The sequence below is a fragment of the Sorangium aterium genome (assembly GCF_028368935.1).
GTDB lineage: Bacteria > Myxococcota_A > Polyangia > Polyangiales > Polyangiaceae > Sorangium > Sorangium atrum.
Genome location: NZ_JAQNDK010000001.1, coordinates 783,570 through 806,284 on the forward strand (window position 1 = coordinate 783,570; position 22,715 = coordinate 806,284).

The 22,715-nt window shown below is 72.5% G+C and carries 19 protein-coding genes; 8 read left to right on the forward strand and 11 right to left on the reverse strand.

From position 1 onward, the window contains the following. Window positions 1–183: 183 nt before the first annotated feature. Together POL72_RS02720 and POL72_RS02725 are read left to right on the forward strand one after the other, a co-directional pair. Window positions 184–1,764 (forward strand): aldehyde dehydrogenase family protein, encoded by a 1,581-nt coding sequence (locus tag POL72_RS02720; protein ID WP_272093414.1) that lies wholly within the window; start codon window positions 184–186, stop codon window positions 1,762–1,764. A 304-nt stretch (window positions 1,765–2,068) separates the two neighbouring features. Then, window positions 2,069–2,272, forward strand: coding sequence for a hypothetical protein (locus POL72_RS02725; RefSeq protein WP_272093415.1), 204 nt, complete (start codon window positions 2,069–2,071; stop codon window positions 2,270–2,272). Between the two features lie 303 nt (window positions 2,273–2,575). Here POL72_RS02725 and mgtE read toward each other — a convergent pair whose 3' ends face one another. From mgtE to POL72_RS02745, 4 genes are all read right to left on the reverse strand, one after another. Then, window positions 2,576–3,889, reverse strand: coding sequence for a magnesium transporter (mgtE, locus tag POL72_RS02730; RefSeq protein ID WP_272093416.1), 1,314 nt, complete (start codon window positions 3,887–3,889; stop codon window positions 2,576–2,578). Between the two features lie 329 nt (window positions 3,890–4,218). Then, complete coding sequence (locus POL72_RS02735) at window positions 4,219–4,533, reverse strand: hypothetical protein (protein ID WP_272093417.1); 315 nt, start codon at window positions 4,531–4,533, stop codon at window positions 4,219–4,221. Between the two features lie 287 nt (window positions 4,534–4,820). Next, window positions 4,821–5,114 carry a hypothetical protein gene (locus POL72_RS02740; protein ID WP_272093418.1) on the reverse strand — a complete coding sequence of 98 codons (294 nt, stop codon included), beginning with the start codon at window positions 5,112–5,114 and terminating at the stop codon, window positions 4,821–4,823. 497 nt (window positions 5,115–5,611) lie between these two features. Beyond that, window positions 5,612–6,865: an FAD-dependent monooxygenase gene (locus POL72_RS02745; RefSeq protein WP_272093419.1), complete on the reverse strand. Its 1,254-nt coding sequence runs from the start codon at window positions 6,863–6,865 to the stop codon at window positions 5,612–5,614. An 88-nt stretch (window positions 6,866–6,953) separates the two neighbouring features. On the opposite strand from POL72_RS02745, the gene POL72_RS02750 reads away from it, so the two are divergent. Further along, complete coding sequence (locus POL72_RS02750; RefSeq protein WP_272093420.1) at window positions 6,954–7,499, forward strand: TetR/AcrR family transcriptional regulator; 546 nt, start codon at window positions 6,954–6,956, stop codon at window positions 7,497–7,499. 349 nt (window positions 7,500–7,848) lie between these two features. Here the strand turns inward: POL72_RS02750 and lon are convergent, their stop codons facing one another. The 4 genes from lon to POL72_RS02770 form a co-directional block, all read right to left on the reverse strand. Continuing rightward, complete coding sequence (gene lon, locus POL72_RS02755; RefSeq protein ID WP_272093421.1) at window positions 7,849–10,248, reverse strand: endopeptidase La; 2,400 nt, start codon at window positions 10,246–10,248, stop codon at window positions 7,849–7,851. Window positions 10,249–10,483: 235 nt separating this feature from the next. Next, window positions 10,484–12,301, reverse strand: coding sequence for an LA_2272 family surface repeat-containing protein (locus tag POL72_RS02760; protein WP_272093422.1), 1,818 nt, complete (start codon window positions 12,299–12,301; stop codon window positions 10,484–10,486). A gap of 49 nt (window positions 12,302–12,350) precedes the next feature. Next, window positions 12,351–13,229, reverse strand: a complete 879-nt coding sequence (locus POL72_RS02765; protein ID WP_272093423.1) for a hypothetical protein — start codon at window positions 13,227–13,229, stop codon at window positions 12,351–12,353. Beyond that, window positions 13,226–13,828, reverse strand: a complete 603-nt coding sequence (locus tag POL72_RS02770; protein ID WP_272093424.1) for an RNA polymerase sigma factor — start codon at window positions 13,826–13,828, stop codon at window positions 13,226–13,228. Before POL72_RS02770 ends, POL72_RS02765 begins: the two co-directional genes overlap by 4 nt. A gap of 519 nt (window positions 13,829–14,347) precedes the next feature. Here POL72_RS02770 and POL72_RS02775 point away from each other — a divergent pair. Continuing rightward, window positions 14,348–14,836: a hypothetical protein gene (locus tag POL72_RS02775; protein ID WP_272093425.1), complete on the forward strand. Its 489-nt coding sequence runs from the start codon at window positions 14,348–14,350 to the stop codon at window positions 14,834–14,836. Between the two features lie 56 nt (window positions 14,837–14,892). On the opposite strand, the gene POL72_RS02780 is transcribed toward POL72_RS02775, so the two are convergent. Continuing rightward, window positions 14,893–15,594: a glutathione S-transferase family protein gene (locus tag POL72_RS02780; RefSeq protein WP_272093426.1), complete on the reverse strand. Its 702-nt coding sequence runs from the start codon at window positions 15,592–15,594 to the stop codon at window positions 14,893–14,895. Between the two features lie 18 nt (window positions 15,595–15,612). Here POL72_RS02780 and gcvA point away from each other — a divergent pair, with 18 nt between their 5' ends. After that, window positions 15,613–16,548, forward strand: a complete 936-nt coding sequence (gcvA, locus tag POL72_RS02785) for a transcriptional regulator GcvA (RefSeq protein ID WP_272093427.1) — start codon at window positions 15,613–15,615, stop codon at window positions 16,546–16,548. 10 nt (window positions 16,549–16,558) lie between these two features. Here gcvA and POL72_RS02790 read toward each other — a convergent pair whose 3' ends face one another. Beyond that, complete coding sequence (locus tag POL72_RS02790; RefSeq protein WP_272093428.1) at window positions 16,559–17,191, reverse strand: TetR/AcrR family transcriptional regulator; 633 nt, start codon at window positions 17,189–17,191, stop codon at window positions 16,559–16,561. Between the two features lie 334 nt (window positions 17,192–17,525). On the opposite strand from POL72_RS02790, the gene POL72_RS02795 reads away from it, so the two are divergent. Continuing rightward, on the forward strand, window positions 17,526–19,007 hold the full coding sequence (locus POL72_RS02795; protein ID WP_272093429.1) for a serine/threonine-protein kinase: 1,482 nt from the start codon (window positions 17,526–17,528) through the stop codon (window positions 19,005–19,007). Between the two features lie 10 nt (window positions 19,008–19,017). Further along, a complete protein-coding gene (locus POL72_RS02800) occupies window positions 19,018–20,139 on the forward strand; it encodes a tetratricopeptide repeat protein (RefSeq protein ID WP_272093430.1) in 1,122 nt (373 codons plus the stop codon). A 96-nt stretch (window positions 20,140–20,235) separates the two neighbouring features. Here POL72_RS02800 and POL72_RS02805 read toward each other — a convergent pair whose 3' ends face one another. After that, on the reverse strand, window positions 20,236–21,750 hold the full coding sequence (locus tag POL72_RS02805) for a PQQ-dependent sugar dehydrogenase (RefSeq protein ID WP_272093431.1): 1,515 nt from the start codon (window positions 21,748–21,750) through the stop codon (window positions 20,236–20,238). Window positions 21,751–22,004: 254 nt separating this feature from the next. On the opposite strand from POL72_RS02805, the gene POL72_RS02810 reads away from it, so the two are divergent. Beyond that, entirely contained in the window at window positions 22,005–22,655 is a 651-nt protein-coding gene (locus POL72_RS02810) for a cytochrome c3 family protein (protein WP_272093432.1), read from the forward strand. Window positions 22,656–22,715: the final 60 nt, after the last annotated feature.

Here is a 22,715-nt window from a genome sequence, read left to right on the forward strand (position 1 = left end):
CAGCGGACGTCGCGGGGCTGGATCGACGGCGCGCATGCCGGAGAATCGCCGGGATTCATCGGGAAACAGCGCAAATGCTCATTTGCTGTACCTTCTCGGGAAGGGTAGGGTCCCGGCGTCGAGCAGCGCGCCACGGAGGCCATCTCGCAAGCGACGCGGGCTCGACAGGCGGAGGGATCGAACATGGGTCAGGTGGTGAGCGAGCGCCCGATCGGGGGCAACGGCAGCGGTCCTGGCATGAACGGGCACGGGGGCGGGGCGATCCGCAGCTACGCGCCCGCGACCGGGGAGCTCCTTGGAGAGGCCCCGAACACGAGCGCCGAGGAGGTGCGGGCCGCGGTCGCCCGGGCGCGGCGCGCGCAGGAGGCGTGGGGCGCGCTGCCCGTGGAGGAGCGCTGCCAGCGGGTCCTGCGCTTCCGCGACGCCATCGTCGATCGGACGGACGAGATCGTCGATCTGCTCTCGCGCGAGTGCGGCAAGCCGCGCCACGAGGCGCTCTTGCACGAGGTCCTTGTCGCGGCCGACATGGCGACGTACTTCGCGCAGGTCGCCCCGAAGGCGCTCGAGCCGCACGAGATCAAGCTCCACCTCTTCAAGCACCGGCGCAGCTGGGTCCACTACGTCCCCCGCGGCGTGGTCGGCGTGATCTCGCCGTGGAACTTCCCGTTCCAGCTCGCGCTGCGCGACGTGCTCTCGGCGATCGTCGCCGGCAACGCCGCCGTGCTCAAGCCGAGCGAGGTGACGCCGCTCATCGCGCTCAAGCAGAAGGAGATCTGGGACGGCGCGGGCATGCCCGAGGATCTCTTCCAGGTCGTCACCGGCTACGGGCCGACCGGCGCGGCGCTCATCGACAGCGGCATCCAGATGCTCCTGTTCACCGGCAGCGTCGGCACCGGCAGGAAGGTCGCCGCCGCCTGCGGCGAGCGCCTGATCCCGTGCGTGATGGAGCTCGGCGGCAAGGCGCCGCTCATTGCCTGCGCGGACGCGGACATCGAGCGCACGGCGCAGGCGATCGTCTTCGGCGGCTTCGCGAACGCCGGGCAGGTGTGCGTCGCGGTGGAGCGGGTCTATGCGCACCGAGAGATCCACGACCGGCTGCTCGAGCGGACCGTCGAGATCACGAAGGGGCTGAACCAGGGCGATCCGGGCAAGGAGTTCGTCGACGTGGGGGCGATCATTTTCCCGCCGCAGATCGACGTCGCCGAGCGGCACATCAAGGACGCTGTCGACAAGGGGGCGACCGTGAAGGCCGGCGGCAAGCGCGCGCCGGGGCAGGGCCAGTTCTTCGAGCCGACGGTCCTCGCCGGCTGCGATCACGCGATGACGGTGATGACCGAGGAGATCTTCGGGCCGGTCGTGCCCTTCATGCAGGTCGCGACCGAGGAGGAGGCGATCCGCCTCGCGAACGAGTCGCACCTCGGCCTCAACGCCTATGTCTTCTCGGAGGACACCGATCACGCCCGCCGGCTCGCCGAGCGCCTGCAGGCCGGCAGCGTGCTGGTGAACGACGTGCTCATGAACGGCGCCCTCCCCGACGCGCCGTTCGGCGGCGTCAAGCAGAGCGGCTTTGGCCGGGTGATGGGCGAGGACGGGCTCCGGCAGATGTGCGACGTCAAGCACATCAACGCGGACCGCATCGCGCTGGGATCGAAGGACCCGACCTGGTTCCCCTACACCGCGTCGTCGTACAGCTGGTTCAAGCGGGGCATGCGCGCGCTCTTCTCGAGCGGCAGCTTCCTCCGGCGCATCGGGGAGCTCTTCTAGAGCGACGGTCACCCGCTTCGGAGACGGGCCCACCTCGACGTTTTCGGTGCTCAGCGCACCGGAGTGCGCTTGCGCGCCGAAAACGTCGAGGTGGGCCCGTCTCCTGTGCGGGAGACCGCCGCTCGCAGAGGTGGGCGGAAACCGCGGTAGAGCGGCGCGCTGTCGGCGGCGTGGCGGGGAAACCTCGAGGCCGTCAGCTCGCCAGACGCCAGCTGGACGTCCACCAGGCGGGCACAGATCCTGCGCTTCGCGCCGGGCGCGCACGCCCTTGCGTCCCTGCCCGCTTGTGATCCAGGCTGAACCCATGTCTACCCGGCCCGGTTCCTTGCCGAGCGACCCCATCCTCGCGGCCATCGATCGCGCGCCGCGTGTGCAGAGGCTCACGCCGGAGCAGCGCGCCGAGCTCGATCAGGATGTCGCCGACATTGCGGCGGGCCGTGCGCGCCTCGTCGCTCACGAGGATCTGCCGCAGGCCCTGGAGGAGCTGGCCCGCGAGCAAGGCGGATGAGCTTCCACGTCGCCTGGAACTTCCCTGCGCTGGTCACGTTTTACAGGCTGCCGATGCACTCGGCCTTCATGATCGACTGAGCGGTCGTTCGCTTCGCGGAGACAGGCGAAGGCGAGCTCGTGTGGGAGGCGCCCTATCACCTCCTCAGCGCGGGATTCCACGATGTGGTGCTCGCGATCGAGCGTGAGACGCGGACGATCACCGTGCTCCGCATCTACCGCGCTCGCTGAGCGCCTCGGCGCCGCAGGGAGCGCCGCCCGATGGAGCGGGCCCCTCGATCACGACCGGCCCCGCGCTGCGGCGTCACAGCAGGCTCCCCTGGAGGATGACCTGCGCGACGTTGAAGTAGATGACGAGCCCGGAGACGTCGACGAGGGTCGCGACGAACGGCGCGGACGCGCTGGCCGGGTCGAATCCCAGCCGGCGGATCACGAAGGGCAGCATCGCGCCGGCGAGCGTCCCCCACGCGACGATGCCGACCAGGCTCGCGGCGACGGTGGCGGCCACCTGCAGGTAGTGCTCGCCGTACGTGTGGAAGATGGCCTGCCACACGAGGATGCGGACCAGGCCGATCGTGGCGAGGATGAGGCCGAGCGAGAGGCCGGCGGTGAGCTCGCGGCGGACGATGCTCCACCAGTCCTTGATGGTGACCTCGCCGAGCGCCATCGCGCGGATGATCAGCGTCGTCGCCTGGGATCCGGAGTTGCCGCCGCTCGAGATGATGAGCGGAACGAAGAGCGCGAGCACGACCGCCCTCGCGATCTCGTCCTCGTAATGCCCCATCGCGCTCGCGGTGAGCATCTCGCCGAGGAAGAGCGCCGAGAGCCAGCCGGCGCGCTTCTTCACCAGGGCGACCATGCCGGTCTTCATGTAGGGCGTGTCGAGCGCCTCCATGCCGCCGAGCTTCTGGATGTCCTCGGTCGCCGCGCTCTGGACGACGTCGACGATGTCGTCGACGGTGACGATGCCCTTGATCCGGCCCTCGGCGTCGACGACCGGAATCGCGTTGAGGTCATGCTGCGCGATGACGCGCGCGACCGCCTCCTGGTCCAGCGTATCGGGCACCGAGATGACGTCCCGCCGCATGACCTCGGACAGGGCCTTGTCGCTGCGCGCGGTGATGAGGTCCCGGAAGGACACCACGCCCAGGAGCCGCTGCTCCTGGTCGAGCACGTACGCGTAGTAGATGGTCTCGAGCTTCGCCTGGGCCTGCCGCTGGAGGTACCGGATCGCCTCTCCGACCCTCATGTCGGGCCGCAGCCGCGCGAACCGTGGGCTCATGAGCCCGCCGGCCTCATCCTCGGCGTACGCCATGAGCGCCGCGACCTCGCGCCGCGTCGGCTCGTCCAGCATCTCCAGGAGCGAGGCGCGGAGCTCCTGGGGAACGAGCTGGATCACGTCCGCGGCGTCGTCGGGCGCGAGGAGCCGCATCCAGAGCCTGCGCTCGCCGGCCTTCATCGCGAGGAGGACGGCGGCCTGCTCCTGCTCGGCGAGGCCGAGGAAGAAGCTGTGCGCCTCGCCCCGCTCGAGGTGCTCGACGCCGTCGGCGCGCTCTTCGGGGGACAGCACCGCCCAGATCTCGCCGAGCTCTGCGGCGGTAAGACGGTCGTCGGACATGGGTCACCTCCACGACGAGGTAGCGGGCGAGGAATGCTGGATCGAGGATGTCGAGGCGCGCGACCTGAGGTCCCGCTGCAACACCATGCCCCGGCGCGCCGAGCATCTACCGGCGAGCTCGGCATGCGCAACGGGGATTTTTCGGCTCAGATCAGACCGGCACGGGCTCGGCGGGCTTGACCTGGACGGGCGCGGGCTCAGGCAGCGCAGGCTCGTCCGGTGTGGCGGCGCTCCCCCGGCGCTTCGGACGGAGCCTTCGCAGCGCGTTGCGGAACGAGGCGGGGCTGAACGAACGCCTTGAGCCGCGCGCCAGGGCCGGCTCGCCTTGATCAGCTGGTCGACCGATCGCACCTGATACGCCCGGTGCGCCTGCCCTCGCCGAACCAGAGGTTCGCGGTGTCGAGGAGCTGGATGGCGCCGCGGAGCAGCGCGCGCCGCTCGGGGCCGTACGCCTTGCTCGCGAGCGGCGCCTCGTACTGGACGACCGCCAGGTAGAGGTCCCGGAGCTCCGTGAGGGTGGTCGAGATGGGCTGACTCGGCTCCATGACCTCGCGGACGATGCGGTCGAGCTCTGGACGCGCTTGTTCGAGGAGGGTCTGAAACTCCGCGGGGGTGCCCACCGCGCGGGTCTCCTTCCGGACCACGAGTCGCTCTTGTGACAGCTCGATTCCCATAACCTACCTCCAGGTGGGGTGGTGGCCAGTGTGGACATCGTGGCCAAAGGGCGGTCGTAGCACGACAGCAAAGCTCGGTGCGGCCCAGCGTCTCCTGGCACACCAGAAAGCAGGGGTGCGCCGCCGGGGAGTTGCACCGGCGCTTCTGGGATGCGGCCCGGCGGAGGTGGGGAATGGGATCAGCGGGTCGGGAGCGCGGCCAGCAGCGCGGAGGAGCTACAGCAGCAGATCGGAGGGCGAAGAAGCGCGAGCCAGGCCTATACCGCTGTCCCGCTACCTTCGCTGGGGTCGGCAGCTTTGCCTCTCAGCGCCGATTTCACGTGGTCGTGAGAGGTGCGCAGCAAATCGCCCAGCTTGTCGAGATCATCGATCGACTCCATCGTTACGCACGACCAGCCGAGCTGGGGGATGGTGACCGGAAGCGAGGCAGCGAGGGGGCCCCCCCTGTCGAGCGGCGGAGGCACCCAGATGCACGGCTTCTTACGGCCGGCCAGCAGTCTGCAGAACACCGCCGTCCGCTTCTCCTGAAGGTGCATCTTGAAATAGGACACGGTGTCCTCGTAGGCGATCGACCGTTCGGGCCCAAGCAGGCGCTGAGCCGCTGCAAAGGCACTGAGCTCTTTCAACGCCCTTTGGCCAACGGTGCCCACAAGACAACGTGAGCGCCGGCGGGGGGCTGTGCGCGGCGGCGCGCGGGTGGGCGCGGCGAGCACCGAAACGAGGTGCCATAAGGTCTCAGAAGGCTCTACGTCCCAGGCGCGCCTTGTGTGGCGCGCGACGAGGCGTCTCAGGGGGCATGGCCCGAAGTGAGACATGCCGGGCGGTGTTCTCAGCGCAAGCTCTCCCGTCCCCGTCTTGGCGGATGGCCGAGCGCTCACCCGCGCGCCGCCGCGCACAGCCCCCCGCCGGCGCGTGCGGCTCGGCTCAGCGATCCACGATCGCGGCGCGCCAACAGGACGATCCAGGCAAGGAGTTCGTCGACATAGGCGCGATCATCTCCCCGCCGCAGATCGACGCCGCGGAGCGGCACACGAAAGATCCCCCCGCATCACGGCCCGCCCGCGAGGACAGCAGGCTGGCGGACCGCCGTCGGCGCGCGCGCGTACTCGTTGAGCGCGATCGAGTCGTGCAGCCGGACCCCATGGCTGCTCAGCTTGGCCAGCGCGCGCGACACCCCGCGCGGCGCCACGCTGACCAGGCGGCCGATCTGCGCCAGCGCCCACAGCTCGAACTGGCTACCCGGGACCAGGCGCCTGGCGGCGTTCAGCGCGAACACCCGGCTGCGGCGCACGTAGTCGGCCAGCTTGCGCTCGCAGGCCTGGAACGCGCGCGCGTGGTCGCCGCCGGCCGCGGCCAGCTCACCGGCGAGGACATAGGCGCCCACCACCGCGAGGCTGGTGCTGCCGCCGACCGCCGGCCCCGGCGAATAGCCGGCGTCGCCGGTCAGGGTGACGCGCCCGCGTGACCACGAGTCCATGCGCAGCTGCGTGATCGAGTCGAAGTAGAACGCCGGGGTCCGATCGAGCTCGGCCATCAGCCGCGGCACCTCCCAGCCGGCCCCGGCAAACGCCTCGCGCAGCAATTGCTTCTGCCGCGCGACGTCTCGGTGGTGGACGTCGAGCTCGCGCGGGCTGCGGAACAGGAACACCGCGCGCGCGTCGTCGATCGTGTGCGAGCCATAGATCGCCGCCATCCGCCCGACCCCGCCGAGCACGACCGCGTGGTCGTGCAGCTGCAAGTAGTTGGGGATCGAGATCACCGCGAGGTAGGCGCCGATGAAACGCGCGAACTGCCGCTCCTCGCCGAACACCAGCCGCCGCACGTTCGAGTGCAGCCCGTCGGCGCCGATCACCAGATCGAAGCGCCGCGGCGCGCCGCGCTCGAACGTCACGTCGACACCGGCCTCGTCCTCGGCGAGCGAGGCGATCGAGTCGCCGAACACGTACTCGACATCGTCCCGGGTCGCGTCGTGGAAGATCTCGCTGAGATCGTCGCGCATGATCTCGACGTGGCGGTCGGACACCGCGTGCATCAGCCGGCCGACGTCGACGTCGACCTGCCTTTGCACCCCCTCGCGCAGCAGCGTCATGCGCTCGGTGCCCGTCTTCTTGGCCTCGACCCGCGCCAGCACGCCCATCCGCTCGACGATGTCCATCGCCGGCCGAAACAGATCCACCGCGTGGCCGCCCGTCTTGCGCAGCGTCGGCGCGCGCTCCACCACCGTCGGCCGAAACCCGTGCCGCTTGAGCCAGTAGGCCAGCACCGGACCGGCGATGCTGGCCCCCGAAATGAGGATCTCCATGGGCCCCTCCTTACTTACCGATAGGTAAGCACGCGACCCCACCTCGCACAAGGCTTACCGATCGGTAAGTAACCGCTACACTGCGCGGGTGACCCGAGCCCGGCCCTCCGACACCAAGGCGCGAATCCAGGCGGTGGCGCGCGAGCTGTTCGCGCGCCAGGGAGTCCAGCGGACCAGCCTGCGCGAGATCGCCGATCACCTCGGCATCACCAAGCCTGCGCTCTACTACCACTTCGACTCGCGCGAATCGCTGGTCGCCAGCATCGTCGAGCCGCTGCTCGCGGACGTGGACGCGTTCATCGCCGAGCGCGAGGGCGGCCCGCAGCCTGACCCCCGCGTCCTGCTCGCCGACTACTTCGATCTCCTGCACCGCCACCGCGACACCCTCACGATGGTGGTCCGCGACCTCGCAACGCTCGCCTACCTCGACCTCGGCATGCGCATGATCGAGTGGCGCCGCCGCCTGATGCGCCTTCTCATCGGCCCCCGCCCCTCGCTCGCCGCCCGCGCCCGCGCCGTCGTCGCCATCGGCGGCCTCTCCGACTGCGTCATCGAGTTCACCGACGTACCGATGGAGAAGGTCAAGTCGCTCGCCGTCGAGGCCGCCTTGGCCGCCCTCGGACCAACGTCATGAATCGCGTACCCACGCATTACTGCCGTGCAGCTCGGCGCCCTTTGACTGGCGCTCACAAGACAACGTGAGCGCCGGCGGGGGGCTGTGCGCGGCGGCGCGCGGGTGGGCGCGGCGAGCACCGAACGAGGCGCCATAAGCTCCCAGGAGGCTCCACGTCCCAGGCGCGCCTTGTGTGGCGCGCAACGAGACGTCTCAGAAGGCATGGCCCGAAGTGAGACATGCCGGGCGGTGTTCTCAGCGCAAGCTCCCCGGCCCAGTCTTGGCGGATGGCCGAGCGCCCACCCGCGCGCCGCCGCGCACAGCCCCCCGCCGGCGCGGCGGCTCGGCTCAGCCCCTCTCTCCCTGTCCGCTACGCGGCCGCCGCCGGCTCTCCCGCCGCCGCCCCCGCCGCGCCGCCCGGAGCCGCGGCCTCGATCGGCGCCTCCTCCAGCGCCGCCGCGATCACCTGGCTCATGTCCTCCACGAAGATGAGCTCCAGCTCGGCCCGCACCTCCTTCGGGATCTCCTCAGCGTCGCGCGCGTTCTTCTGCGGCAGGATGACCCGCGTGATCCCCGCGCGGTGCGCCGCCAGCACCTTGGACTTGATCCCGCCGACCGGCAGCACCCGCCCGCGCAGCGTGCACTCGCCCGTCATCGCCGTGTCCGAGCGAACCCGTCGCCCGGAGAGGAGCGACGTCAGCGCCGTGAACATCGTCACGCCCGCGGACGGCCCGTCCTTGGGCACGCCGCCCGCAGGGACGTGGATGTGCAGGTCCTCGGCCTCGAGCTTCGCCGTGTCGACGCCGAGCTCGACCGCGTGGCTGCGCACATAGGTGAGCGCCGCCTTCGCCGACTCCTTCATCACGTCGCCGAGCTGGCCCGTGATCTCGACCCTCCCCTTCCCCGGCATCCGCGACGTCTCGATGAACAGGATGTCCCCGCCCACCGGCGTCCAGGCGAGCCCTGTCGCAACACCAGCGACGCTCGTCCGCTCCGCCACGTCGCTGAAGAACCGGATCTTGCCGAGGTACGTCCCGAGATTGCTCGCCTCGACCACCACGCGCGGCGCCTTGCCGTCCGCCGCGCGCGCGATCTCCAGCGCGACCGCCCGGCAGAGCTTCTTGATCTCCCGGCCGAGCTGCCGCACCCCGGCCTCGCGCGTGTAGTCACGCACGATCGCCGCGAGCGCCTCGTCCGTGATCGACAGCGACGCCGGGTCGATCGCGTGCTCCTTGAGCTGCTTCGGGACGAGGTGCGACCGCGCGATCGCGATCTTCTCGTCCGGCGTGTAGCCGGACAGCTCGATGACCTCGAGCCGGTCCCGGAGCGGCGCCGAGAGCGCGCCGAGATCGTTCACCGTGCAGAGGAAGACGACCTCCGACAGATCGAACGGGAGCTCCAGGTAGTGGTCGACGAACGTCCGGTTCTGCTCCGGATCGAGCACCTCCAGGAGCGCCGCCTCGGGCGAGCCCCGCCACCCGGCGCCCAGCTTGTCGACCTCGTCGAGGAGCACGATCGGGTTCCTCACCTTGGCCTTCTTCAGCGCGTGCACGATCCGGCCGGGCAGCGCGCCGACGTACGTCCGCCGGTGGCCGCGCAGCTCCGCCTCGTCGTGCACCCCGCCGAGCGAGATGCGCACGAACGGGCGGCCCGTGGCGTCGGCGATCGACTGGCCGAGCGAGGTCTTGCCCACGCCGGGCGGGCCCGCGAAGCACAGGATCGTCGCGCGCGCCTTCCCGGTCAGCTTGAGCACCGCCATGTGCTCCAGGATGCGGCGCTTCACGTCGTCGAGGCCGCGATGATCCTCGTCGAGCTTCGCCTTCACCGCGTCGAGGTCGTCCTTCACCTCCGCCCTCGCGCTCCACGGCAGGTCCGCGATCCACTCGAGGTACGTGCGGATCACGTTGTGCTCCGCGCTCTGCGGGCCGACCGAGTCGAGCCGGCGGAGCTCCCGATCGGCGACCGCGCGCGCCTCCTCGGGGAGCCCGGCCTCGTCGAGGCGCCGCCGGAGGGCCGACAGCTCGTCCTCGCCCTCCTCGCCGCCCGCGAGCTCCTTCTGGATGGCCCGGAGCTGCTCGCGGAGGATCGCCTCGCGCTGGCCCTTGCCGAGCTCGCGCCGCACGTCGCCGTCGATCTTCTTCTTCAGGTCCGCCAGCGCGGACGCCTCGGCGAGCAGGCCGGCGACCCGCTGGAGCCGCGGCACCACCCGGAGCTCGGAGAGCACCTCCATCTCCTTTTCGGTGGGCAGGCCGAGCGCACCGGCGACCTGATCCGCGAAGACGCCCGGCTCCGCCCGGCTCGTCGCGGCGATCTCGGCGAGGTTGGTCCCCGTCTTCGGGCCGACCTCCCGGGCGCGCTCGCGCAGCGACGCCGCGAGCAGGCGCGCCTCCTCGGCGTCGCCGAGGAACTCGGGCGCGAGCGTGCCCTCGGCCCGCCACGTCGGCTCGGTCTCGACCAGGGCCGAGAGCGCGAAGCGATCGAGCCCCTCGATCACCAGCCGGTAGCCGTTCGAGACGCGCGAGATGTCGACGACCCGGGCGAACGTGCCGATGTCGTGGAGGTCCTCGCGCCGCGGATCCTCGCGCTTCGGATCGCGCTGCGCGATGACGCCGATCACGTCGCCGGCGTGGACGGCGTTGAGCAGCGCCACCGAGCGGGGGCGACCCACCGGGAGCGTGAGCACGGTGCCGGGAAAGAGGACGCCGGTGCGGAGCGGGAGCAGGGGAAAAGGGGAACGAGGCGCGCTGGCGCCGCTGCGAAGCTGGCTCATGCGAACTCCTGTGGCAGCGGTCGGCTCGCGCCATCCGTGCCGGATCGGTGGAAGGTTCGGTTGACTGCGTGGACAGCGCGCCGCACCTCCGCCCGTGAGGGCGGCGCGGCGCGCGGATGGGCTCACGTAGACCGCCGCGAGCAACCGCTCGGGCGAGCTCCATGAATCGATGAACGAAAAGTAAATTCGTTCACGCGCCCGTCAACCCGCCCCGCCAGCGAGCGCGACGGCTGGATCAGAACGCCTGGACGCCGAGCACGACGCCGGGCCAGGCGCGCTCGGTGCTGCTGGCGTCGGAGCCGAGGGGGGCGCTGCCGTAGGGGCTGAGCTGGGCGTCCTTCGGGGTGCCGCTGAACGCGACGTTGACGCTGGGGCCTCCGAAGATCGCGAGCTCCGGGAAGAGGCGGAAGCCGAGGAGCGCGCGCGCCTGCGCGATCGTGGCCGCGGGCTTGAGCGTCGAGGGCTCGTGGAGCGTGTACCCGAGCACGTCGAGGTCGATATAGGCGCGCTGGTGGATGGAGATGCGGCCGCCCAGGCCGAGCGCGGAGACCAGGAGAGGGCGGTTGCCGATCGTGCGAAGGCCGACGCCGTAGATGTTGTGGATGTGGTCGCTCCCGTTCTTGAGGCCGGCCACCACGATGCCGGACTCGAGCCCCCAGACGTCGACGTGCAGGCGGCCCTTGCGGATGAAGTTGAACAGCCCGAGCGAGAACGGCGATTCGTCGGCGTAGTTGACGAGGCCGATCTGCGCGCCCCCCACCTTGCCGGTCGCGACGTTCAGGAGCCCGATCTGCAGGCCTGTCGACTCGCCCGCTGCCACGTTGGCCACGCTGATCTGCGTGCCGGTCGACTTGCCCGCGGCCACGTTGGCGACGCCGACCTGCACGTCGGTCGCTGCGCCCGCGGCGACGTTGGCCACGCCGACCTGCACGTCGGTCGCGTCGCTCACGGCGACGTTGGCCATGCCGACCTGCAGGTCGATCGAGGCGCCCGCCGCGACGTTGGCCGCGCCGAGCTGCGCCCCGTCCACGGCGCCGATGGCGACGTTGAACACGCCGCCCTGCGCGCCCGTGACCGGACCTGCGGCGACGTTGAGCGAGCCGACCTGCGCGCCCTGGAGCGAGCCGGCGACGTTGAGCCCCATCGTGATCTGCGCGCCGCGCGCCGGACCGAGCACGAGGTTGGCGACGGACGAGAGCTGCGCGCCGCACAGGAACGACGACGCGATGTTGACGCCGAGGCCGAGCTCGAGGCCCGCGACGCCCGCCGTGTACCCGGCGATGAGGTTCAGCGAGTAGCGGCGGACGACGTTCGTGCCGTCGAAGGTCGAGGTGCCGACGAGCGGGAGGACGTCGGCGCCGAGGAGGACGGCCTTCGCGCCGGGGAGCGCGCACCGAGGAGGCTTCGGGGCCGCGGCGCGCGCGGCCTGCGCGCCGCGTCCGGCCTGCGCGGGGCGCGCGCCGCGGGGAGGCGCGGACTTCTCGCCTGCAGCGGGCGGCGCCGGGCGCGCCGCGGTCTCCGGCTGCGCGGCGGGCGGGGCCTCGGGCGGGCGCTTGCCGAACGCCGCCGCGAGCTCCGCCGCCTCGTCCCGGACGAGGTTGCCCGCGAGCAGGGCGATCGCCTCGGCGGCGCGATCGGGCTCCGCGGGGACGTCGATGGTGCGCTCGATGCGGCGGCCGTCCGCGGCGCTGTAGCTCAGCGTGACGCGGCCGTCGGGCTCGCCGCGAAGGACGAGCGTGGGGCGCCCGGCGGTCGCCGCGGGGGCCAGCGTCACGCCGGCGCCGAGCTCGCTCCCGATGGCGGCGCGCACCGCGTCGGGATCGAGCGTCCACGGCGCGCCGTCGACGACGAGATCGACGCCCGAGGCGCTCGGCTCCTCGGCGAGCGCAGGCGCGGGAGGCGCGGTGACCGCGGCGAGCGCGCCCGCCGCCGCGAGCGCATGCAGAAGGAGGACGCCCGCGCGGAGGCCTGCGCCGCGCGCGGACGTCTTCCGGTCACCGCGCGGCGAGCCCCGCGGCGGCGCGGGGAGAGGTGCGAGGGCGGGTGTGTTCATCGACCGTGCTGTGCCCGCTCGCGTCGCGTTCGTTCACGCGCCGCGACGTTCACTCGTCCGCGCCGCGCATCGCCTCGAGCAGCGAGCGCGACTCGGTCTGGCGGTAGCCGCCGAAGGCGCCCTGCGCGAACGGCTCGAGCGCCCGCCGCGCCTCGTCCGCGCGGCCGAGGCGCACCAGGCAGAGGGCGCGGTTGTACTGGGCCTCCACCGCGAAGCGGCCGCGCGGGGCGGCGGCCAGGTACGCGTTCCACGCGGCGAGCGCGGCCGCCGGGCTGCGCTCGACGAAGTGCGCGCGGTGCGCCGCCTGATAGAGCGCGTCCGCGTCGGGGCCGGCCGGCGGGCGCTCGATGGCCTGCGGATCGCCCGCGGCCGGCCGCGGCGCGGCTGGCAGGCGCGCGACGCTCGGCGCGACGGCCGCAACCTGGCGCGACGCCGACCGGACCGGCGCGACCGCCAGCACCGGCGCGCGCGGCGACGCGGGGGCGATCGGGGGCTCCGCGATCGGCGCAGGCAGCGGCGGCTGCTCCGGCGCGACCGCCTCCGCGTTCGCCTCGGCCTCCGGCGGCGCGGGCGCCTCGGCCTCCGGCGGCGCAGGCGCCTCGGCCGCGTGCCGCGGTCCGGACAGCGCGCGGTGCGGCGGCGGCGCGGGCGGCATGCTGGGCGCCTCGGAGACGCGCAGCCCGAGCCGCGACGCGACGTCGTCCCAGCCGCCTGGAAACCAGCGCGCGGCCGAGGCCCACGCGACCGAGCCGACGAGCACGGCGGCCAGCGGGACCACCACGCGGACCATCGCGAGGCGACGGGCGCGCTGGGCCTTCAGGCTCCTCATCACGCGGGCGCGCGTCTCGTCGCGGCGGCCGCGCGACGCGTCTGCCTCCGTGCGCAGCGCGCGCGCGGCGTCGCGGAGCACGTCGTCCTTCTCCTTCACGGCGCCCTCTCTTCCAGCAGCGTCCGGAGCTTCTGCTTGGCGTGGAACAGCCGCGTGCGCACGGTGGCCTCGGGCACGCCCATGATCTCGGATGCCTCCCGCGCGCTGCGCTCCTCGACCTCGCAGAGCACGAACGCCACGCGCTGCGCCGTCGGCAGCGCGTCGAGGGCGCGGTTCAGGGCCTGGGCGAGCGCGGCGCGGCCGGCCTCCCGCTCGGGGCTCGACGCCTGCTCCTCGTCCGGCTCCAGGGCGAGCCGCTCCATGGCCGCGCGGCGCCGCGCCGCCGAGCGGAGGTGGTGGCGGGCGTGGTTGACCGCGATCGCGATGAGGAACGTCTTGAGCGACGAGCCGCCGCGGAACCGCTGCGCGGCCTGCGGCAGGCTGAGGAAGACGTCGTGGGCCAGGTCCTCGGCGGACGCGTCGTCGCCGGTGAGGCGGCGGGCGAACCCGCGCACAGCGCCGTAGTGCTTGTCGTACGCCTCGCCGACCGCCGCGGCGTCCCCGCGCCGCAGCCGCTCGACGAGGTCCTCCTCCGCGTCCTGCGCGCGCTCGGCGCCGCGGGCGAAGAAGAACGGCATGAGGAGCGCCATGGTCTTCATCGGTCGCCACCTCTCCCCGGCGCGCGGGGGCTCGACGTCGCCGGACGGCTCTGCCCCCGGAAAACCCGCTGCTCGCTCCGTCCCATCTCGGTCCATCCCTGCGCCATCATCGTTACACCCGAACGCGCCCGGCGGCGTTGCCCGTTTGCCATCAACAAGCGTCGGAGAGCCCGGGGCGACATGAGGCACACCCCGTCGTGCCCGGCGTGGAGGAGAGCGTTCATGGTCGGCGCGTCGGTTTCGTGCCCGGAGGGGTCCGGAACGTTCAACGCCGGTCGGCAAAATCGACCGCCGGGGTCCGGACGGCTGAAATCGACGGCCAGGGGGCGCGATCGACCGCCGGGGTCCATCCCGCCGCCCGGGAGCTCCGGACCGGCGGCCGTCGAGATCGTGCGCAGGGGCGCGACCCGTTGAACGGACCGCGTAGCAGCGGGCACGCAGCTCCGAGTGGGCAGAGGGCGCCGCGCCGACGAGCCGCGCCGCTGCCCTGGATCCATCGCTGATCAGGAGTGATGACACATGAACATGCGCACGGCCTTCGAATGGGGTCTCGGTCTCTCTTTGTCCTTTATCTCGATGACGACGGTCGGTTGCTACATCGAGACTGGCGACGACTGCGACTGGAGCGATGACTGTATCGACCAGCCCGGCGCCCCCGACGCTCCCGACTTCGAGCGCCCGGATCCGGACGAGGACACCGACGGTGAGGACGGTGCGAGCAGCAGCGGTGGTGAGAGCAGCGCGAGCGGCGGCGAGAGCAGCGCGAGCGGCGGCGGCGAGAGCTCACCAGGGACCCCGGGCGCCTGCCAGGCGTCGTGCGACTGCCCGAGCGGCGACGTGTGCGTCGAAGGGACCTGCAAGACGCCGTGCGCGGCCTCGTGCGAGTGTCCCGAGGGCGACTCGTGCGAGGGTGGCTATTGCGCGCCCCCGCCGGAGCCGGCCATCTCCTGCGAGGCGAACTGCGATTGCCCGAGCGGCAGCGAGTGCGTCGAGGGCGTCTGCAGCTGAGCCGAACTGGTGAATCCTGCGAAGCGGGGCGATGAGCGCAGCGGGGGAGCCCAGGCTCACCGCGACGGGATGAGCCGCTCGAGCCGGGATATGTACCCCGGCAGCTCCGCCGCCAGCGCTCCCGGCAGCGCCCGGTCCGCCTCGAACAACATCGCCAGGTTGCCGTAAAGCGCCGCGTCCGCGAGGCTCGGGGCCTCGCCAAACAGGAACGGCGCTCGCTTCAGCGTCCTGACGGTCGGCGCGAGCAGGGTCCGCGCGCGATCGAGCAGCGCCGGCGTGTCACGCTCCCACTGCTCGATACAGCCGGCGCCGAACTTGCGCTCCTTGATCAGCGTGTACAGAGCGCGCTGACCCGGCCGCTCCCAGGCGTCGCGGATGCGCGGCGACGCGATCCGAAACAGCACGTCCTCGAGCGGTCCGTCGCAGAAATCCGCGTACGCCCAGACCGGCCCCTCGAGGGCGTCCAGCGTCAAGCGCCTGGCGGCAGGGTCCTCGAGCAGGAGCTCGCAGATCCGCCGCGACTCGACCGTCACCTGGCCGTCGTCGCCGACCAGCACGGGCACGTAGATATAGCCGCCGGTCACGCGGGCCAGCTCGTCGCGATCGTCGTACGGCACCTCGACCAGCTCGTACGGGCGAGCCAGGAGGTCGAGAAGCATCTGAACTTTGCGGGCGAAGGGGCTATATCGGAGTCGGTAGAGCTTCATGGCTCCCGGGATACCCCGGCGCAGCAGGACGAGCGAACGAATGTTTTCCATGAACCATGAGAAATTCTCATGACCGGCCCCGCCCCGGGGGATCGCCCTCCGCCGCTGCCTTCGCTCACCGCCCTGCAGGCGTTCGAGGCCGCGGCGCGCCATTCGAGCGTCACCCACGCGGCGCGCGAGCTGGGCGTGACCCAGACAGCCGTCAGCCACCAGATCCGCGCCCTCGAGGACACGCTGGAGACGGCGCTGTTTCGGCGCTCGCCGCACGGCATCAGCCTGACGGAGGACGGCGAGCGCTGGGCCGCGGAGCTGGGCGTCGTGTTCGCCCGGCTGCGCGAGGCGAACGCCCGCTTGCGGCGGCCCGCCGCGGACGCGCGGCCCGCCGTATCGGTCAGCGTCACGCCGTCGTTCGGGGCGCGCTGGCTCGTGCCGCGGCTCGGGCAGTTCCTTGTGACCCACCCGGAGGTGGACGTGCGCATCTCCGCCACCGAGCGCCTCATCGATCTCGCGAGAGAGCCGGTGGACATCGGCATCCGTTATGGCCTCGGCAGCTACCCGGGCCTGGTCACCGTCAAGCTGGCGGACGACGCCCTCATCGTGGCCGCCGCGCCGAGCGTCGCGAGCAAGCGCGCGCGCTGGCGCGTCGAGGACCTGAGCCACGAGGTGTTGCTCGGCGACGACCACCCCGACGCCTGGGGCCGCTGGTTTCGCGAGCGCTCGCGCCGCCTCCCGGCCCGGGTGCGCCAGAGCCAGCTCACCGACTCGTCGATGCTCGTGGATGCGGCGGTGCGCGGCCAGGGGGTGGCGCTCGCGCGCTGGTCGCTCGCGGCCGCAGAGCTCGATCTCGGCCGCCTGATGCTGCTCTTTCCCAGGCTCCCGGCGCTGCCGACGGGCCTCGCCTACTACCTCGTGAGCACGCGCGCGAGCCTGCGGCGAAAGCCGGTGGCCGCCTTCAGGGACTGGGTCGTATCCGAGGCCGCGAGCCTGCGCAGGCCCGGAGGCTGACGGCGCGGACTCAGCGCTCGGGCTTGCGGGCGGCGCGGGCAGGCTCGCGGCCGACGAGGCCGTAAAGGACGATCCGGTGGACCGCGGACAGCATCGCCTCCACCTCTTCACGGGAGCTCTGGAACAGCCACGGAGGCGCGAAGCTCGCATAGGCGCGCAGGAGGGCGCGCGCGGTGAGCTCGGGGTCGGCGGCGTCGAGCTCGCCGGCGCCGGCGCCGCGCGCGACGAGATCGCGGAGGAGCGCGCGCTCCTCGTCGAGGAAGCGGGCGTGGGCTGCCTTCACGGCGCGGCTCTGGCAATGCACGAGATCGCACGCGTGCGCGCCCGAGCCGGCGAGCTCAAGGAAAGCGCGCGCGCGGGCGTCGAACACCGCCCGCAGCCGGTCGCAAAAGGGCACGTCGTCCCTGGCCGCGGCGGCGCGCATCGCGGCCATGACGGCGCGGTGCTCGCCCTGGGAGAGCTCCTCGACGATGGCGTCCTTCGAGGCGAACTCCAGGTACACGGCGCCGACCGCGATCTCGGCCTCGCGCGCGATATCGGCGACCGTGGTCTTGGCAGGCCCGTACCGGCGGAGGAGCCGCTCTGTCGCCTCGAGGATCCGCTGGCGCCGCTCACTGGCGCCGCCGGGGTAACCGTGCTCCATGAGGTGAGCGATGTTCTCCCGGATTCACGGCCGGGGGAAGCGTCCTGGCGGGAGGACGGGAGGGACCATGGGGACGCCACGGCGCGCGGGCACGGGGATGCGGCGCGCCGGCAGGGGCGGCGGCGCGCCGGCGCCGGCGCGGGCGCGGGCGCGGCGGCGCGCTGGTGATGGCACGAACCCGACGGCGCGCGGGCCACGCCGGCGCGGCGGAGCCAAGCCCCGAGATTGATTGCCGTCCGTCCGGCGGCTATCGTTGGCTGGCTTTGCACCAGATTTTCCGCGAAGATCGTGCTGTTCACGGGGTCCGCGGTCCGGCGCGCGAAGGGACCGAGCCATGACGACCACCGCGCCGACACACGACGAAGCCGAGGGGCTGGTGCGACCGGGGCAGGTCATCGCCGAGAAGTACCGCGTCGAGCGGGTGATCGGCGCCGGCGGGATGGGCGTCGTCGTCGCCGCCACCCACCTCCAGCTGGAGGAGCGGGTCGCGATCAAGCTGCTGCTGCCGGAGGCGGCGAAGTCGCGCACGCTCGCCGAGCGCTTCGTGCGCGAGGCGCGCGCCGCGGTGAAGGTCAAGAGCGAGCACGTGGCGCGCGTGACGGACGTCGGGACGCTCGAGTCCGGCACGCCGTACATGGTGATGGAGTACCTGTCGGGCAGCGATCTCGCCGACGCGCTCCGCGCGGGCGGGCCCATGACCCCGCAGGCGGCCGTCGAGTACGTCCTCCAGGCCTGCGAGGCGCTCGCCGAGGCGCACGCAGCGGGCATCATCCACCGCGACCTCAAGCCCGCGAACCTGTTCCTCACGCGGCGCGCGGACAGCTCCCCGTGCGTGAAGGTGCTCGACTTCGGGATCTCGAAGGTGGCGACCGGCGGCTCCGACCCGCGGATCACCGACACGAAGGCCATCATGGGGTCGCCGCTCTACATGTCGCCCGAGCAGCTCAAGTCCTCGCGCGACGTCGACGCGCGCACCGACATCTGGTCGCTCGGCGTCATCCTGTTCGAGCTGCTCACCGGCGCGCCGCCGTTCGACGGCGCGACGATGCCGCAGCTCTGCGTGGCGATCATGCAGGGGATCCCGAGCCCCCTCGCCGCGTTCCGCTCCGACGTGCCCCGGGCGCTCGAGGCGGTGATCCGCAAGTGCCTGGAGAAGCTGCCGGAGCAGCGGTTCCGCCACGTCGGGGAGCTGGCCGAGGCGCTCGCGCCGTTCGCGACCGGGCGGGCCCGGCTCTCCGTCGACCGGATCAGCGGGATCTCGCGGAGCTCGGGGCCCCCGCGGCCGGAGCTCCCTTCGGCGAGCGGGGTGACCTCGCCGACCGTGGTGAACACGTCGCTGAACACCTCGCCGACGTGGAGCGGGACGGTCGTGACGCGAAAGCGGCCGGTGGGGCTCGCCGTCGCGGCCGGCGCCGGCGTGTCGCTGATCGCCGCAATCGCAATCTTCGCGTTCCTGACGTCCCGCGCGCGCGGCGACGGCGCAGCGACCGAGCCGACCGCCAGCGCCTCGGCCGCGCCGTCGCCGGCGGACGCCGCGGCACAGCCGCCGACCGCGCCCGCGTCGCTCTCGCCGACCGTCACGCCCGGCGGCGCCGAGGCCCCGGCGCCGACGGACGACCGCACGGCGGCGCCGGCCCCGGCCGAGATCCCCCCCGCGGCGACGGCCAGCGGCAAGCCCGCCGCGCCGCGCCGGCCGAGCGCCGCGCCGCGACCCCCGGCCGCGGCGCACGCCACGCAGCAGGCTCCGGCCACCCGGCCGCCCGCCTCCCCGGCCGCTGCGCCGCCCGGCGGCAACCTGTTCGACGATCGCAAGTGAGGACACCACGATGACGAGCCTGCCCGTGCAGCACCTCGGGCGCCTGCTGGCGCTCGCGATGTTCCTTGCCGCCCTGCTGGGCGGCCGCGATGCGAGGGCCGACACGGCGGCCGCGCAGGCCCTGTTCGACGCGGCCAAGCAGCTGATGGCCCAGGGGAAATACGCCGACGCGTGCCCCAAGCTCGAGGAGAGCCAGCGGCTCGACCCGGGCATCGGCACGCAGTTCAACCTCGCGGCCTGCTACGAGCAGCTCGGCCGGACGGCGAGCGCCTGGTCGATGTTCCTCGAGGTGGCCGGCGCGTCGAAGGCCGCCGGCCAGCTGGAGCGCGAGAAGGTCGCCCGGCAGCGCGCCGCCGCGCTCGAGCCGCGGCTCATCCGGCTGACGATCACGGCGCCGGCCGACTCCCCGGCCGACCTCCAGGTGAAGCGCGACGGCGCCCTCGTGGGGCGCGCGCAGTGGGGCACGCCGGTGCCCGTGGATCCCGGGAAGCACACGGTCGAGGCCTCCGCCGCCGGCCGAGCGCCGTTCGCGAGGTCCGTGGAGCTCAGCCGGGCGGGCGCCTCGGAGACGCTGGCCATCCCGCCGCTGCCCCCGGGCGCGCCGGCGCGCGACGCCGCGCTCCCGCCGAGCGGCCCCCCCGCGCCGGCGCGCGCCGCCGGGCCTCCGCCGAGCGCCGTGGTGGCACCCGCAGGCGCCGCCGCGCCGCGAGCGAGCGGCGCCCCGTTCGCGCCGGTCGCCGCGCATGCGCCGGCGCCCCCGGCTGCGCCGCTGACCAAGCGCCGCAGCAAGGGGATGATGGTCACGGGCATCGTCCTGACGAGCCTCGGCACCGTCGCCCTCCTGGGCGGGGGCCTGGTGCTCGCCTCGTCCACCTCGTGCTCCGGCGACAGCTGCGGGTACGACTCCAGCGACCCGTTCGCCGACGAGGTCTACGAGGAAGACGACACGGAAGGCGCCGGGGCCGGGCTCATCATCGGCGGGCTCGTCCTCGCCGGCGTCGGCATCCCGCTGGCCATCGTCGGCGGCCGCAAGGTGCCGGTGCAGCCCGAGAAGCAGGCCGCCTCCGCGCCGGCGCCGCCGCCAGAGCTCGTCATCGGCCCGCGCTACGCCGGGCTCCGCTGGTCCATGTGAAGGCCGGCGCCACGCTGCGCCAGCGCGGCGCCCGTGGTCGTGCGCCAGCGCGGCGCGGCGAAGGGGCCGTGAGCGCTCACTCCGGACCGTGAGCGCTCATTCCGGATCGATGCGGTACACGGTGCCGCCGAGATCGACCACGTAGACCTCGCCGGCCCCATCCTGCCCGAAGCTGGCGATGTGGAAGCCGAACGACCCGAGATCGTCCGTCCGGTCGACGGGCGCCGAGGCCACCCCGCCCTCATAGGTGAGCGTCCAGATCCTGCCGCTGCAGTAATCGCCGTAGAAGTAGCTCCCCCGGAGCCACGGGATCCTGCTGCCCCGGTAGACGTAGCCGCCGGTGACCGAGCAATCCTCGATGACCTGCCCGGCATGGCCGTACTCGACGGCGGGGAGCGTGATGGTCCCGTCGAGATCGCAGCTCTCCGCGGGAATGAAGCAGTGCGCGCCCTCCATCCGGCGCCAGCCGTAGTTCTTCCGTCCCTGCCCGGCCGGCTCGATGTCGATCTCCTCCCAGAGGCGCTGACCGACGTCCGCGATGTAGAGATCGCCCGTGCACGCGTCGAAGCTGAAGCGGTACGGGTTCCGCAAGCCATAGTCCCAGATCTCGGGCAGGACGCCTTCGCCCGTCATGTTCCCTTCCGGGATGCCGTACGGGTGTGTCGAGACGTCGAGGCGAAGGATCTTCCCGAGCAGCGTCGTGAGCGCCTGGCCATTGCCGATGTCCGCGTGGCCGGGGCCGGCGTCATTGTTGTCCCCTCCGTCGCCGAGCCCGAGATAGAGGAAGCCGTCGATCGGGCTGAACTCGAGCGAACCGCCGTTGTGGTTCCGATGTAGATCCACGACCTCGAGGTACGTGGCCACCGGGTCTGGACTGGCCACGTCCGGTCGCTCTCCCCGCGCGAACTCGACCACATGCGCGTTGCCGCCCGTCGCCTTGTCCGTGTAGTGGACGAAGAAGCGACCGCCGTCCTCGTAATCCGGGTGGAAGGCGAGCCCGAGCAGACCGCGCTCGCCGTTGTCATTGAACAGGACGCGGTCCCGGATATCGAGAAACACCTTGGGCTCCGCCGCTCCGTCGTCGAGGACGAGGATCTGGCCAGGCTGCGTCAGGATGAAAAGCCGCGTGGGGTCGCCCGGCGCGGATTTCACGAGGAGCGGGTGATCGAGGCCGGAGACGACCGTCGTGAGCTTCAGCGCGCCCTCGTCCTCGCTCGGCGGCGCACAGCTGAATCCCTCCGCGGGCTCACCGCCGCCGCTGCCGCCAGCGGCGCTGCCGCCGCTTCCGTCAGCGCCGCTGCCGCCAACCCCGCTCGCGGCAGCGCCGCTCGCGCCAGCCCCGCTGCCGCCAGTCCCGCTCGCGCCAGCCCCGCTGCCGCCAGTCCCGCTCGCGCCAGCCCCGCTGCCGCCAGTCCCGCTCGCGCCAGCCCCGCTGCTGCCACCCCCACTCGCGTCCGCTCCGCCGGCTGCGGCCGATGAGGCCCCGCCGGTCGTGCCGGGCGGCAGCGGAGAGATCGACTCCTCGCGCGAGCAGGCGATGAACGCGAGCTCGGCCGCCAGAACAAGCGCGAGCACCGGAAGGGACGACAGGGCTGAGCTCGACGGCCTCATGGCCGGACGATATCGTAGATCGAAGCCCAGGGCGGCGAAGATCCGGTGTTGGAGGCGCCCTCACGCCCCGCGCGCGTTCGAGGACGCCCGCCGCGCGCGCACGCCGGACGGCGCCGCTGCGGCCTCCCCCTGACGCGCCTACGCCGGCGTTCGGGGCGTGGCGAGATCGCGAAACGAGCCCTGCGATCCACGCATCGATATCGATGGAGCTGGCCCCATCGCCGCACCTCGAGCGAGGCCAACCACACGAGAGCATGGCATCCGTTTTTCCGCGCTGGAGCAACACCGCTTTCCGACTCGCCATCGCCGCCGTCCTCCTCGGCGGCACGGCGGCCGTGGCAGCGCCGATGATCTACGTGCGCACGGACTGGAACACCGGGCGGCACCTGCCCGTGCAGCAGCCCGTGCAGTTCGACCACAGGCACCACGTGCAGGACGACGCCATCGAGTGCCGGTTCTGCCATTACACGGTCGGGCGGACGGCCACGGCGGGCATGCCATCGACAGCGGTCTGCATGGGCTGTCACAGCCAGATCTGGAATCAGAGCCCCAAGCTCGAGCTCGTCCGGAACAGCTATTTCTCGGGCACGCCCATCGTCTGGAACCGCGTCAACGACGTGCCCGACTTCGTCTATTTCAACCACGCGATCCACGTGAACAAGGGCGTCGGCTGCGTGACGTGCCACGGCCGCGTGGATCAGATGCCCGAGGTCCGGCAGGCGACGCCGATGACGATGGGCTGGTGCCTCGAGTGCCACAGGGCGCCGGAGCGCCACCTCCGCCCGCTCTCGGCGATCACGGACATGGACTGGGACCCGGGCCCCGACGCGGAGCGGATCGGCCGGCAGATCGCGCAGCAGCTCGGCGTGCGGCACCTCGTCCACTGCTCGGCCTGCCACAGGTGAGCGCGCGCGGGCGCGAACGGAGCGACACACAGGGGATCATCGAGGAGCGACCAGGACACC